The organism is Stenotrophomonas maltophilia group sp. Smal12, assembly GCF_037079935.1.
Taxonomy (GTDB): Bacteria; Pseudomonadota; Gammaproteobacteria; order Xanthomonadales; family Xanthomonadaceae; genus Stenotrophomonas; species Stenotrophomonas sepilia.
This window is the reverse complement of sequence record NZ_JBAWUK010000011.1, coordinates 16,408-30,046: the sequence shown is the minus strand read 5'-3', so window position 1 is coordinate 30,046 and position 13,639 is coordinate 16,408. Positions and strand designations below refer to the sequence as shown.

Annotated in this window: 11 protein-coding genes, 1 tRNA gene and 1 pseudogene; 11 read left to right on the top strand and 2 right to left on the bottom strand. The window is 65.8% G+C overall.

The annotated features are described in order from the left end of the window. Positions 1-19 precede the first annotated feature (19 nt). The 8 genes from WDC87_RS06935 (at position 20) to WDC87_RS06900 (ending at position 8,179) form a co-directional block, all read left to right on the top strand. Positions 20-520, top strand: a complete 501-nt coding sequence (locus WDC87_RS06935; RefSeq protein WP_176698757.1) for a nicotinamide-nucleotide amidohydrolase family protein — start codon at positions 20-22, stop codon at positions 518-520. 34 nt (positions 521-554) lie between these two features. Continuing rightward, on the top strand, positions 555-2,237 hold the full coding sequence (gene ubiB, locus WDC87_RS06930; RefSeq protein ID WP_301655230.1) for a 2-polyprenylphenol 6-hydroxylase: 1,683 nt from the start codon (positions 555-557) through the stop codon (positions 2,235-2,237). Between the two features lie 182 nt (positions 2,238-2,419). After that, the gene (gene lexA / locus WDC87_RS06925; RefSeq protein ID WP_005416045.1) at positions 2,420-3,055 is read left to right on the top strand and encodes a transcriptional repressor LexA; all 636 of its coding nucleotides are present in this window, start codon (positions 2,420-2,422) and stop codon (positions 3,053-3,055) included. A gap of 204 nt (positions 3,056-3,259) precedes the next feature. Then, complete coding sequence (recA, locus tag WDC87_RS06920) at positions 3,260-4,297, top strand: recombinase RecA (RefSeq protein ID WP_005416046.1); 1,038 nt, start codon at positions 3,260-3,262, stop codon at positions 4,295-4,297. A gap of 110 nt (positions 4,298-4,407) precedes the next feature. Continuing rightward, complete coding sequence (gene recX, locus WDC87_RS06915; RefSeq protein WP_227837854.1) at positions 4,408-4,899, top strand: recombination regulator RecX; 492 nt, start codon at positions 4,408-4,410, stop codon at positions 4,897-4,899. Positions 4,900-5,008: 109 nt separating this feature from the next. After that, positions 5,009-7,657 (top strand): alanine--tRNA ligase, encoded by a 2,649-nt coding sequence (gene alaS, locus WDC87_RS06910; protein ID WP_252744321.1) that lies wholly within the window; start codon positions 5,009-5,011, stop codon positions 7,655-7,657. A 147-nt stretch (positions 7,658-7,804) separates the two neighbouring features. After that, positions 7,805-8,008 carry a carbon storage regulator CsrA gene (gene csrA, locus WDC87_RS06905; protein WP_004152909.1) on the top strand — a complete coding sequence of 68 codons (204 nt, stop codon included), beginning with the start codon at positions 7,805-7,807 and terminating at the stop codon, positions 8,006-8,008. Positions 8,009-8,086: 78 nt separating this feature from the next. Then, positions 8,087-8,179 (top strand) — tRNA-Ser (locus tag WDC87_RS06900). A 119-nt stretch (positions 8,180-8,298) separates the two neighbouring features. On the opposite strand, the gene WDC87_RS06895 is transcribed toward WDC87_RS06900, so the two are convergent. After that, positions 8,299-10,629 (bottom strand): TonB-dependent receptor, encoded by a 2,331-nt coding sequence (locus WDC87_RS06895; protein WP_072166677.1) that lies wholly within the window; start codon positions 10,627-10,629, stop codon positions 8,299-8,301. Positions 10,630-10,852: 223 nt separating this feature from the next. Between WDC87_RS06895 and WDC87_RS06890 the strand changes: the two genes are divergently transcribed. Continuing rightward, the gene (locus tag WDC87_RS06890) at positions 10,853-11,335 is read left to right on the top strand and encodes a hypothetical protein (protein ID WP_061480151.1); all 483 of its coding nucleotides are present in this window, start codon (positions 10,853-10,855) and stop codon (positions 11,333-11,335) included. A gap of 113 nt (positions 11,336-11,448) precedes the next feature. Here WDC87_RS06890 and aceE read toward each other — a convergent pair. Further along, positions 11,449-11,742: pseudogene (gene aceE / locus WDC87_RS06885) on the bottom strand (pyruvate dehydrogenase (acetyl-transferring), homodimeric type); the annotation flags it as partial. Positions 11,743-12,069: 327 nt separating this feature from the next. On the opposite strand from aceE, the gene WDC87_RS06880 reads away from it, so the two are divergent. Further along, the gene (locus tag WDC87_RS06880) at positions 12,070-12,585 is read left to right on the top strand and encodes a sigma-70 family RNA polymerase sigma factor (RefSeq protein ID WP_072166673.1); all 516 of its coding nucleotides are present in this window, start codon (positions 12,070-12,072) and stop codon (positions 12,583-12,585) included. After that, complete coding sequence (locus WDC87_RS06875) at positions 12,582-13,604, top strand: FecR domain-containing protein (RefSeq protein WP_188241241.1); 1,023 nt, start codon at positions 12,582-12,584, stop codon at positions 13,602-13,604. The genes WDC87_RS06880 and WDC87_RS06875 overlap by 4 nt, the downstream gene beginning before the upstream one ends. Positions 13,605-13,639: the final 35 nt, after the last annotated feature.

Below are 13,639 nucleotides of genomic sequence, written 5' to 3'. Positions count from 1 at the left end.
GGTTCTTCACCCCACCGTCATGCCGATGTCCATCCCCACCGACGCTGAACTCAATAGCCAGTCCGCCGCGCTTGGGCAGCGCCTGGAGCAGGCCTCGCTGCAGCTGGTGACCGCTGAAAGCTGCAGTGGTGGCTGGATTGCAAAGTGCATGACCGACATCGCAGGTTCGTCGGCATTCTTCGACTGCGGCATGGTGGTCTACAGCTACGAAGCCAAGCAGCGGCTGTTGGGCGTGAGGGCGCAGACCCTGGAGCAGTACGGTGCGGTCAGCCGCGAAACCGTGCTGGAGATGGTGTCGGGTGCGCTGGTCAATTCCGGTGCCGGCATCGCGGTGGCGGTGACCGGCATTGCCGGACCGGGCGGTGGCAGCCCTGGCAAGCCGGTCGGCAGCGTCTGGATCGGCTGGAAGCGGCGCGGCGGCTACGCCCGCGCCGAGCTGTTCCAGTTCGAGGGCGACCGCGAAGCCATCCGCCGGCAAACCGTAGCGGCGGCATTGCGCGGCATCGACGCCCAGCTGTGACATGCTGCTCCGGTAATCGTCCGGAGCACGCATGATGTGGGAAACGCTGGGCACGGTCCGTGACCTGGGCCGACTGCAGGAAATTGCGGTCGTCCTGATCCGCTATGGCTTCGGTGACGTGGTGCGGCGCATCGGCCTGGCCACCACGCTGGAGCGCGCAGGGCGCCTGTTGCACTGGAACGAGGATCGCCAGGAACTGCTGCGGATGACCGCGCCGGTGCGCGTACGCAGCGCGATGCAGGATCTCGGCCCGACCTTCGTCAAGCTCGGGCAGGTGCTGGCGACGCGCGTCGACCTGCTGCCGCCGGAATGGATCGCTGAACTGTCCGAGCTGCAGAACGCGGTACCCGCGCTGCCGTATGCCGATATCCGCGAGCAGCTGGAGGCCGACCTGGGTGCCTCGCCTGCAGACGTGTTCGCCTTCCTCGATGAAATCCCGATGGCCGCCGCATCGCTGGCGCAGGCCCATCGTGCACGGCTGCACGACGGCCGCGAAGTAGTACTGAAGGTGCGCCGCCCCGGCATCCGTGACGTGGTTGAAGCCGACCTGCGGTTGCTGGCGCGCCTGGCCGAAATCGTCGAGGCGCGGCTGCCGGACCTGCGCCGCTATCGTCCGGCCGAGGTCGTGCAGCAGTTCACCGTGTCGCTGCGACGCGAGCTGGATTTCGCCGCCGAATGCCGCAACGCCGAACGCATCGCGCGCAACTTCTACGGCCGTGACGACATCCTGATCCCCGGGGTGCACTGGCAGTGGACCTGCGAAAGCCTGAACGTCCAGGACTTCGTCAATGGCATTCCCGGGCGTGACCTGGCCGGCGTCGATGCGGCGGGCCTGGATCGCCGCGAACTGGCTCGGCGCGGTGCCGGCATCGTGCTCAAGATGGTGCTGGAGGACGGCTGCTTCCACGCCGACCCGCACCCCGGCAACATCCTCTACCTGCGTGACGGCCGCATCGGCGTGATTGACTTCGGCATGGTCGGCGCGTTGTCCGAAGTGCGCCGCTTCCAGGTCGCGCAGCTGCTGCACGGGCTGGTCGAGCAGGATCCGCAGGGCGTGGCCGATGTGCTGCTGGACTGGGCCGGCGGCGTGGAAGTTGACGAGAACCGCCTGCAGCACGACATCAGCCAGTTCGTTGACCAGTATCGCGGCGTGCCGCTGAAGGACCTGCGCATCGGCCTGATGCTGGGCGATATCACCCAGCTGCTGCGCAGCTACAGCCTGACCCTGCCGGCCGATCTGGCGCTGATGATCAAGGCCTTCCTGACCCTGGAAGGCATGGGCCGCCAGCTGGACCCGGATTTCGACATGGCCAGTGCCGCGCGCCCGTTCCTTGAACGGGTGGTGCTGCAGCGCTATGCGCCCAATGCGCTGCTCAAGCGTGGCCGACGCAGCCTGCTGGGCCTGGTCGACTTCGCCGGGGAATTGCCGCGCGACCTGCGCAAGCTGGTCCAGGCCGCACGCCGCGGCCGCCTCCAGCTGAAGGTGGAAACCACCGCGCTGCAGGGCTTCGGCGAACAGGTGAATCGGGCAGCGAACCGGCTGGTGATGGGTATCGTCACCGCCGCGCTGATCATCGGGTCCTCGATCGTCATGCACAGCGTTGGCGGGGTCTCCAGTCGCTGGCTGCTGGCGCTGGGGGTGTGCGGGTTCATCGGCGCCGGCTTCTGTGGCGTGTGGATCCTGTACTCGATATGGAGGAGCGGCAAGCATACCTAGTGTGCTTGCCGCAGCGGTTCCCCACTGGAACCGCGGAATCGCTGCGCGATTCCGGTAGGGCCAATCGCTGGTCGGCTGCTTTTTGCCTTTGCCGCCCGGCCATTGGCCCAACTGCCGAGCATGGCGCGGCACTACAGACCCGGCACTTGCAGTTGTGCGCATTAGTAGTAATACTACTAATCATGGACCTGACCGACACCCAGCAGGCGATCCTGCAGTTGATCGCCGAGCGTATCGAGAGCGAAGGCGCACCGCCGTCGCAGACTGAAATCGCACGTGCGTTCGGCTTCAAGGGCGTGCGCGCGGCCCAGTACCACCTGGAAGCCCTGGAGCAGGCCGGTGCGATCCGTCGCATCCCGGGCCAGGCTCGCGGCATCCGTCTGGTGCAGGCACCGCCGGTCGAAAAGCTCGCCGAGCCGGGCCTTCCGGACAGCGTGCTGCGCTTGCCGGTGCTGGGCCGGGTCGCTGCCGGCCTGCCGATCGGTGCCGACATCGGCTCCGACGATTTCGTGGTGCTGGACCGGGTGTTCTTCTCGCCAGCGCCGGACTACCTGCTGAAAGTGCAGGGCGACTCGATGATCGACGAGGGCATCTTCGACGGTGACCTGATCGGCGTGCACCGTACCCGCGACGCCCGTTCTGGGCAGATCGTGGTGGCCCGCATCGATGACGAGATCACCGTCAAGCTGCTGAAGATCGCCAAGGACCGCATCCGCCTGCTGCCGCGCAATCCCGATTACAAGCCGATCGAGGTGCTGCCGGACCAGGATTTTGCGATCGAAGGCCTCTATTGCGGCCTGCTTCGGCCCAATCGTTGACCCGCTCCATAGTGCATTACCCCGCGGTCTTTTGTGGCGATTCTCTGGTTCCACTGAGGTTGGTACGGATGTCCGATAATTCTTTTAAGAGCGCCGGGCAGAATCTCAGCCTGTGCGATACGTCCGACTTAAAGTGAACCCATGGCAAAGAAGACCCCCAAAGACAGCACCCCCAACGACATGACCTCTGCAAGGACCAATACGATGGACGAGAACAAGAAGCGGGCCTTGGCTGCTGCTCTGGGCCAGATCGAGAAGCAGTTCGGCAAGGGCTCGGTGATGCGCATGGGCGACCGCGTGGTCGAGCCCGTCGAAGCCATCCCGACCGGTTCGCTGATGCTCGACATCGCACTGGGCATTGGCGGTCTGCCGAAGGGCCGTGTCGTTGAGATCTACGGGCCGGAATCCTCGGGCAAGACCACCCTGACCCTGCAGGCCATCGCCGAATGCCAGAAGATGGGCGGTACCGCAGCTTTCATCGACGCCGAGCACGCGCTTGACCCGATCTACGCCGCGAAGCTGGGCGTTAACGTGGACGACCTGCTGCTGTCGCAGCCGGACACCGGTGAGCAGGCGCTGGAAATCGCCGACATGCTGGTCCGTTCGGGCTCGGTCGACATCCTGGTGGTCGACTCGGTCGCCGCGCTGACCCCGAAGGCCGAAATCGAAGGCGAAATGGGTGACCAGCTGCCGGGCCTGCAGGCCCGCCTGATGAGCCAGGCGCTGCGCAAGCTGACCGGCAACATCAAGCGTTCGAACACCCTGGTGATCTTCATCAACCAGCTGCGCATGAAGATCGGCGTGATGATGCCGGGCCAGAGCCCGGAAACCACCACCGGTGGCAACGCGCTGAAGTTCTATGCCTCGGTCCGCCTGGACATCCGCCGTATCGGTGCGATCAAGAAGGGCGATGAGATCATCGGCAACCAGACCAAGATCAAGGTCGTCAAGAACAAGCTGGCGCCTCCGTTCAAGCAGGTCATCACCGAGATCCTGTACGGCGAAGGCATCAGCCGCGAGGGCGAGCTGATCGACATGGGCGTGGATGCCAAGCTGGTCGAGAAGGCCGGCGCCTGGTACAGCTACGGTGAAGAGCGCATTGGCCAGGGCAAGGACAATGCCCGCGGCTACCTGCGCGACAACCCGACCGTCGCCGCCAAGCTCGAGGCCGAGCTGCGTGAGAAATTCCAGCCGGCCGAAGCGGCCCGCGAGGAAGGCGACGACGAAGGCGACGACGAGTAAGGCTTGCTGTGGGGCAGGGCGGCGCCGTCAGTGACGTCGCCCTGTCCCGCAGGTTCGAATCGCCCAGGGATGGGCAGGGCGCCAAGGACGGCGCCACCCTTGGAGCACCGATGTCCGACGCCGAAGACATTCCCACCGGCCGCAAGCGCCGGCAGCGTGAGCAGACTCCCGTCCAACGGGCGCTGGGCCTGCTGGTCCGCCGCGAGCACTCGCGCAAGGAACTCACCCGCAAGCTGACCGCCCGTGGCATCGAAGACGAAGCCGCGCAGGCCGCTGTCGCCAAGCTGACCGAGGCGGGCTGGCAGGACGACACCCGTTTTGCCGAGAACCTGGTGAGGATGCGCGCCAACGCCGGTTATGGGCCGATCCATGTCCGCGCCGAGCTGGGGACCCACGGCCTGGACAGTGCCGCGATTGCTGCAGCGATGGACAGCTACGAAGGCGACTGGCAGGAGAACGCCCGTGATCTGGTCCGCCGACGCTTTGGCGAGGCCGGTCCGCAGGACCTGACGCAGCGGCGCAAGGCCGCCGATCTGCTGGCCCGACGGGGCTTCGACGGCGACAGCATCGGCCGTGCGACCCGCTACGACCCGGATGACTGAGACTGGCGGCGCCGGGCCTGATACCCTTTAGGTTTTCGGCGGTCCCTCGCGACTCTGGCCAACACGGCCGGTGGTCCGGGTCCGCCGGCCCGCAGACTGCCAGCCCCCAATGAACGCATCCGCCAAATTCACGACATCCCAGATCCGCAGCGACTTCCTTGAATTCTTCAAGGGCAAAGGCCACACCATCGTGCCCTCGGCGCCGCTGGTGCCGGGCAATGATCCGACCCTGCTGTTCACCAACTCCGGCATGGTGCAGTTCAAGGACGTGTTCCTCGGCGCGGAGAAGCGTAGCTACGTGCGCGCGGCCGACGTGCAGCGCTGCCTGCGCGCGGGCGGCAAGCACAACGATCTCGACCAGGTCGGCTACACCGCACGCCACCACACCTTCTTCGAAATGCTGGGCAACTGGTCGTTCGGCGACTACTTCAAGAAGGACGCGATCGCCTGGGCCTGGGAACTGCTGACCCAGGTCTGGAAGTTGCCGGCCGAACGCCTGCTGGTCACCGTCTACCAGACCGATGACGAAGCCTACGAGCTGTGGCGCGACATGGTCGGCGTGCCGGAAGAGCGCATCGTGCGCATCGGCGATAACAAGGGTGCGCCGTTCGCTTCGGACAACTTCTGGCAGATGGCCGACACCGGTCCGTGTGGTCCGTGCACCGAGATCTTCTACGACCACGGCGACCATATCGCAGGCGGCCCCCCGGGTTCGCCGGATGAAGACGGCGACCGCTTCATCGAAATCTGGAACCTGGTGTTCATGCAGTTCGACCGCCAGCCCGACGGCACCCTGGTGCCGCTGCCGGCGCCGTGCGTGGATACCGGCATGGGCCTGGAGCGCCTGGCTGCGATCCTGCAGCACGTGCACACCAACTACGAGATCGACCTGTTCCAGGCGCTGATCCGCAAGGCCTCCGAGCTGACCGGCACCGCCGACCTGGAGAACAAGTCGCTGCGCGTGATTGCCGACCACATCCGCGCCTGCTCGTTCCTGATCGTCGACGGCGTGCTGCCGTCCAACGAAGGCCGGGGTTACGTGCTGCGCCGTATCATCCGCCGCGCCCTGCGCCACGGCTGGATGCTGGGCGTGCGCCAGCCGTTCTTCAGCAAGCTGGTGCCGACGCTGGTCGAGCAGATGGGCGAGGCCTATCCGGAACTGCCGGCGGCGGTGGACACGGTCACCCGTGCGCTGCAGGCCGAGGAAGAGCGTTTCGCCGAAACCCTCGATGCCGGCATGAAGATCTTCGAAGACGTGGCCGGCAAGGCCAGCAATGGCGTGATCCCGGGCGTTGACGCCTTCCGCCTGTATGACACCTATGGCTTCCCGCTCGACCTGACCCAGGACATCGCCCGCGAGCGCGACCTGACCGTCGACATCGCCGGCTTCGATGCCGCGATGGAGCAGCAGCGCGAGACCGCGCGCGCGGCCGGCAAGTTCGGTGGCGGCGTGACCCTGCCAGCCGAGCTGGTGGCGACCCTCAGCCCGACCCAGTTCGTGGGCTACGACCGCCTGCAGGCCGACGGCCTGGGCGTGCTGGCCCTGCTCAAGGACGGTCGTCCGGTGCAGTCGGCCGATGCGGGTGACGCAGTCATCGTCATCACCAACCAGACCCCGTTCTACGCAGAGTCCGGCGGCCAGGTCGGCGACACCGGCGTGCTGACCGGCAACGGCGTGCGCCTGGTGGTGGAAGACACCCAGAAGTTCGCCAGCCAGTTCCATGGCCATGTCGGCACCCTGTCCGGCGGCGGCCTGAAGGTCGGCGACGTGCTCTCCGGCCAGGTTGATGGCGAGCGCCGCGGCGCCACCATCCTCAACCATTCGGCCACCCACCTGCTGCACGCCGCCCTGCGCGAAGTGCTGGGCACCCACGTGCAGCAGAAGGGCTCGCTGGTCGCCCCGGACCGCCTGCGTTTCGACTTCTCGCACTTCCAGCCGATCAGTGCCGACGAACTGGCGGTGATCGAGCGCAAGGTCAACCAGCAGGTGCGCGCCAACAACGCCGCCGAAGTGCACACCATGGGCATGCAGGAAGCGCTGGACTTCGGCGCGATGGCCCTGTTCGGCGAGAAGTACGGCGAGCACGTGCGCGTGCTGAAGATGGGTGACTACTCCACCGAGCTGTGCGGTGGTACCCACGTCAACCGTACCGGCGACATCGGCCTGTTCAAGATCACCTCCGAGGGCGGCGTCTCCGCGGGCGTGCGCCGCATTGAGGCCGTCACCGGCCAGGGCGCGCTGGACTACGTGGACGCCGAAGAGGCCCGCCTGGCCGAGGCCGCTGAGCTGCTCGGCGGCAGCGCCGCCGACGTGGTCGAGAAGATCCGTGCCCTCGGCCAGCGCCAGAAGCAGCTGGAGCGCGAACTGGAGGCCGTGAAGGCCAAGGTTGCTGCGGGTGCCACGGCCGACCTGTCCGGCCAGGCCGTCGAGGTCGCTGGCGTGAAGGTGCTGGCTGCCCGCCTGGAGGGCTTCGACGCCAAGGCCCTGCGTGACGCCATGGATCGCCTCAAGCAGCAGCTGGGCGACGCGGTGATCGTGCTGGCCGGCGCCCAGGACGGCAAGGCGGCCCTGGTCGCAGGCGTGAACGGCAGCGCAATGGGCAAGGTCAAGGCCGGGGAACTGTTGTCCCATATCGCCGGTCAGATCGGGGGCAAGGGCGGCGGACGCCCGGACCTCGCCCAGGGTGGTGGCGAGGACGGGCCCGCCCTTGCCACTGCGCTGGCTGCAGTCGTCGAATGGGTCAGCCCCCGCCTGTGATGAACCTGGCCGTCCCCCTCCTTGTAGGAGCGGGACGGCTGACGGTACCATTGCGAATCTTTTCCCTTTGTCGTGGTAGCGCTTCTTGACGGAGCGTCAAGCCGGTGGGGGATACCCTTCCACACGGTTCCATGGAGACTTACAAAAATGTTGATCCTGACTCGCCGCGTCGGCGAAACCCTGATGATCGGAGACTCGGTGAGCGTCACCGTGCTTGGCGTCAAGGGTAACCAGGTGCGTATCGGCATCACCGCGCCGAAGGACGTCGCTGTGCATCGCGAAGAGATCTATCAGCGCATCCAGCGTGGTGATGAAGCCGGTGGCACCGGTAGCGAAAATTCTGCCGAATAACGCTTTACCTTCGCACTCGATTAACGTTATGATTCACGCCCCGCTGAGGTGCGACGCACCAGACGCGGAGAAAACCCCGGAGTGATGCCCGAGTGGCCGAAGGGGCTCCCCTGCTAAGGGAGTATAGGGTCAAAAGCTCTATCGAGGGTTCGAATCCCTCTCACTCCGCCAGATACAAAGAAGCGCCTGCAGATCCTCGATCTGCAGGCGTTTTTCTTTGCGCGGATGCAGGGTCCCGGCGTGCCATCCAGCGATCATAGATCGCTGATGGCGACCGAATCAGGCTCTCCTCAGAGCTTTAGCGTCACACCCACCTGGAAGCCCCGCCCCGGCAGCGGCGCGATGTACTTCAGCGGCGAGTTGTGTGGACGCGCTTCCTCATTGAGCAGGTTGCTGCCGTTGACGAACACTTCCATGCCGGCGATGTAGCTGCTGCGCACCGGCAGTTCGCGGCTGACCTGCAGATCAACCAGGTTGAACGCGTCCAGCGGGATTTCCCCGCTGACGTTGCGGCCGAGGTACTTCTGCGTGTCGTAGTAGGTGCTCGACAGCTGCGCCTTCCAACCTTCGCGCTGCCATTGCAGGTTGGCACCGTAGCGGTTGGTCGGCATGTTCGGGAGGTACTCGCCATCGTTGTGGGCGCGCAGCGGATCGGGGTGGTCGGCCTTGTTCTTCACCAGATCGGCGAAGGCAGAGATGTTCAACGTGCCATACCGGCCCAAGTCCAGCACCTGAGATGCGTCGATCTCGAAACCCTTCACCGTGGTGTCGGTCTGCTTCCAGTACTTGAGCGGCAGACGGTTGGCGGTCTGCAGGCCGGAATGGCCGAGGTAGAGATAGTTCTCGTACTTCATCCGGTAAGCGGTGGCCGACAGCTCGAAACCGCCGATGTGGAACAGGCCGGTCAGCTCCAGGTTCTTCGCGCGCTCAGGCTTGAGGTTCTGGTTGCCTTCTTCCTGGGTCATCACCGAATAGTGTGCGTTGCTGGCATACAGCTCGTTGATCTCCGGTGCGCGCTGCGAGGATGCGTAGCGCACCTTGGCGGCGAACAAGGGGCCTAGCTCGACATACGATCCGAGGGTGTAGCTGTTGAGCCGGTAGTCGCGGTCCTGCAATTTCGTGTTGGCGGCATTGCGCGCTGTCTTGAAGCGGCTTGGTTGCAGGTCATGGTCAACGCGCTCGTGGCGCACGCCTGCATCGAAACTGGCCCAGCCGAAGTCCAGCGTCTCCTTCAGGAACACCGCGTTGCTGCGGGTGTCGACGTCGGGCAGGTAGCGCAGTGAACCGCTGCCGGTGACCTGGCGCGACTGGTGGCTGAAGCCGAGCAGGCCGCTGAGCGGACCGACGCGCTGATGGCTCAGAAGCAGCTCGGCCTGGGAGCTTTCGAAGTCGTAGTCATTGGCCTTGGATGCACCGAGGCGCTCGCCCGACGTGTTGTCCAGCCTGGAAACTCGCAGCTCCGCGCGCTCGAACCACGGCAGCGGATCGCGCAGCAGGGCGTCCAGCGCGTAGCGTTCCTGCTTGATCACCACGCCCACCGGCAGGCCATCAGCATAGTTCGAACCGAACGACAGGTTCTGCATCGAGAATCCCGGCACGCCGTATTCGCTGTCCTTGGCATCGATGCTGACACCCACGTAGCCACGGTCGAAGAACAGCGTCGAGCCGAAGGCCACCTGCGAGTTGCGTGCGTAGCTGTTGCCCAGCCGGTGATGGTAGTCGGGCGTGACATCGTTGTTGATCTGCTTCTGCACGTACGACGGCGTGCCGGGCACGTAGGCCGGGTTGGCCGGATTGATGTAGGTGCGGTGCTGCCAGACCGAGGTCGGATGGTTGGTGTAGAACGAGAAGTCACCATCGGCCCAGTCCGGATTCTCGCTCATGAACTGGTCGATGTAGGGCTGCGAGGCCTTGTTGTAGATCTGCTGGACGCGCGCCTCTTTCTGGCAGCTGTCGGCCAGCGCCGAGTTGACGCCGCCGGTCGGCGGGAACAGGCGGGTGTTGCAGACGTCGGCCTTGCTGTTGCCCGGGATGTCGTAGTGCGAGATGCGCTGGCGCGAGACCTGCAGGTTGGTCGAGAGGTTGCGCTGGTTGTTGAAGTTCATGCGGAAGCCCTGCGCGTCGGCGGCATTGAAGCCCTTGCGCAGGACCAGCTCCATCGACTGCTCCGTGTCTTCCAGGCTGCGCGGGATGAGGCCCGAATCGATCTCCACGCTGCCGCCGATCGCATTGCCGCCATAGCGCACGGTATCGGAGGACTTGTTGACGATGACGCTGCGCACGAACAGTGGATCGAACGGAATGTTGATGTCGCCGCTGATCGCGTTCATGCCGAGAATGGACTGGCCATCCTGCAGGATCTGCACGCGGTTGCCGCTGAGGCTGCGGATGACCGGGGCGCCCGCGTTCGGCCCGAAGGCGCTGCTCTGCACGCCGGAGACATGTTCGAGCAGGCTTCCGAGGGTACGGTTCTGCGCCTGTGGATTGTCGACGGTGACCCGGCTGTCGACGCGCGAGGGCGGGGAGGCCTGGACCTGGAGGGTGGGAAGGGTAGGCGCGTCCGCAGCGTGGGCGGTGTGGACAGCGAGCAGGATGGCGGCAGCAAGCAGGTGGCGACGCATAGCAGGACTCGTGAAATAGGCGTGAAATGTTATAACGTAACGATCTGTATCGACAAGGACGTGATGAGGCCTTGCCGCCAGACCTGAATCGCGGGAGGCGCGAACGAGGTTGCCGCGCGTTCAGCGCCCTGCCTTGTGCGGGGCCCCGATGCTGTGCACGATCCGAAGCGCTGCGCCCCACAACGCGTCACGCAGCACCTTCTTCACTGGAACGGAGCAACGTATGAAGCTGTTGTCCGCTGTGTTGTTGTGTGCGTGTTCGCTGCCGGCCGGGTTGGCGCTGGCGGTGGAAGCGTCCCCGTCGCCGCTGCTGGGGCGTTGGTCGCTGGACACCGCGACCTCGGCACTGCCCGAGGCGCAGCGTCCGAAGCGGGTGGTGCTGGAGTTCAAGGACGCCGGTGGTGGGCGCTGGAGTTCGCACGTGGATATCGTCCTGCATGATGGCAATACCATGAAGTCCGACGGCACGCTGGCGCTGGACGGTACGCCGGGCCCTTTGTCCGGTACCTATGGCGCGGACAAGGCCAACCTGAAGCTGCCGGCGCCGAACACCCTGGTGATGCAGCTGGTGGACCACGGTACGCCGGCCTCCACCCGTATCTACACCGTGGCCGATGACCAGGCGACGATGACCGAGACCAAGGCGTTCTACGCTCACGACGGGACGCCGATCCTGCAGACCAACCTGTTCAAACGCATGCCGTAGCGATCCTGCGTTCACCACGCCCGCACAACGGGCGTGGTGAACACCGCCGCCTTACACCGGGGCCGGGTCGCGCTTGCCGGTGTCGATGCCATACCTGCCCATGGCGTCCTGCATCCAGCACGCAGCACCATGACCATCACGTTCCAGCGGATCATCGCGTTCAGGCGGCGCTCGACGGCCAGGTCGCCCGGATAGGCCGGCTGGCGTTCGGGCGGGATGGTATTGACGTAGGCCGTCCATGCGCAGGTATGCAGGTCGCCGTGCTGCGGGGCGTCCAGCCCGCTCAGCTGATCGATCAGGTAGTGCGCGCGTGGCCGGCCACCGGCCTGCATCACCGCCTGCAGCGATTCACGCCACTCCCGCGTTTCCAGCGGGTCGGTATCGAAGGGGATCAGAAATTGGTTCATGACTGTCTCCGGAGGGCGCCGCTCGGACGTCTGCCTAGGCGACAACACCATCAGGGCGCACAGCACTGGAGCGGGGTCGCCACGGCAATGCCGTGACGCGAAGGGCGGACGTGGCAGCCACCGAGGAGACAAGCGTAGGCCCGTCCTCGCGCCTTCGATAGGCGGGCCCGGCTTCGGTTTCTGGCAAGCAAGAGTTGGAGCAGCGCGCCGTATCGTGCGCCGACGTGCCGGGCGGGGAATGCCTGGTGCGTTCGTCTGCTGCAACGCCCCTGTCATCAATGGCCGTCACCCTGCTGGGCTTTCCAGCCTCGGGGTGGTTGGCCGGCCGTGAACAGCGTGAGGATCTGGGAGAAGAGCTACGAACTGCGGCGCCGGCTGCTGCGTGGCTTCTTCCTGCGTCGCGGTTCGGCCAGCGAGGATGCCGAAGACCTGGCGCAGGAGGTCTACCTGCGGCTGCTGCGCAGCACCGGCGAGGATGCCGACGCGGTCGAGAACCCGGAAGCCTACCTGTTCACCGTGGCGGCCAACCTGGCGCGCGAACATGCACGAGCGCGGTCGTCGCTACCGCCGCTCGAGGACGTCGATCTGCTGGCCGAAGTGCTGAAAAGCGAAGAAGACATCGAGGGCGAATTCGAGCGTGCGCAGCGCTGGAACGATATCCGCAGCACCATCGCGCGGTTGCCGGCGACCACGCGCCGGGTGATGGAGCTGCATTACCGCGACGGGCTGGACTGCCCGGGAATCAGCCAGCAGCTGCAGGTGTCGGTGCACATGGTGCGCAAGCATATCGGCAAGGGGCTGGAGGCCTGCAGGAAGGCGCTGGGCGCCAGGGAGCTCACATGAATCGGTATCCATCACGCAGGCCTGACGACGCGATCGAACGTGAGGCGGCGCACTGGTTCCTGTGCAATCGCGAGGGGGGGCTGGACAAGGCCGGGCGTGTCGCGTTCCTCGACTGGATGAAGCGCTCGCCCGAGCATGTTCGCGCCTACATGCGCGCGCTCGCGTTGCACCGGCAGGTGGGCGAGGCGCTGCAATCGCCGTTGGCTGATGCGGCGCTGGTGCCACCGCAGCAGGTCGCCGCCAAGGTGGTGCCGCTGTTCGGTCGTGCGCACGCGCCGCCCCGCGCCGCGCTGCGTCGCGGTCGCGTGCGCTGGTGGACGGTCTCTGCCGCGGCCTGTGTTGCCCTGCTCGGCGTGGGCCTGGTTTCGCAGATGATGCCCACCCAGCAGCTCTACAGTGCCGGGCATGGTGAACTCCGCGACCTGGTGCTGCCCGACCAGACCCAGGTGCGGCTCAACGCGGACAGCCGACTGCGGGTACGCATGAGCTGGTTCAGTCGAAGGGTGGAGCTGCTGCAGGGGGAGGCCACGTTCGACATCGCCCGCGACCGCCGTCCGTTCGAGGTGGAAGTGAACGGCCTGGAGATCCGGGATATCGGCACTGTATTCGATGTATCGCGACGGCTGCAGAGCACCCGCATCGGCGTGGTCTCCGGCGAGGTCGAGGTCTGGAGCCAGGGCGCGGGTGCCCGCCGCCTGGCCCAGCTGGAGCAGGGCCGGGTGGTGCAGGTCGACGCGCGAAGCCATGCCGTCGAGCCAGTGGACATGCCGCTGTCGATGCTGCTGGACTGGCAGCAGCGCAAAGTCTCCTTCCTCGATGAGCGGCTCGATGAGGTGGCAGCTGCCTTCAACCGGCACAACCAGGTGCAGGTGCGCGTGCTGGACGAAGGCGCAGCATCGGCGCGGTTGTCCGGCAGCCTTGATGCGCATCGCATCGGTGCGCTGCAGGCCTTCCTTGAACGCGACCCACGCTTCGTGGTGAGGCGCGAAGGCGACACAGTGCGGGTCGGCAGTCGCTGAGGCCCGTGTGGTCGTGGACTGTCAGAAAAAATTCA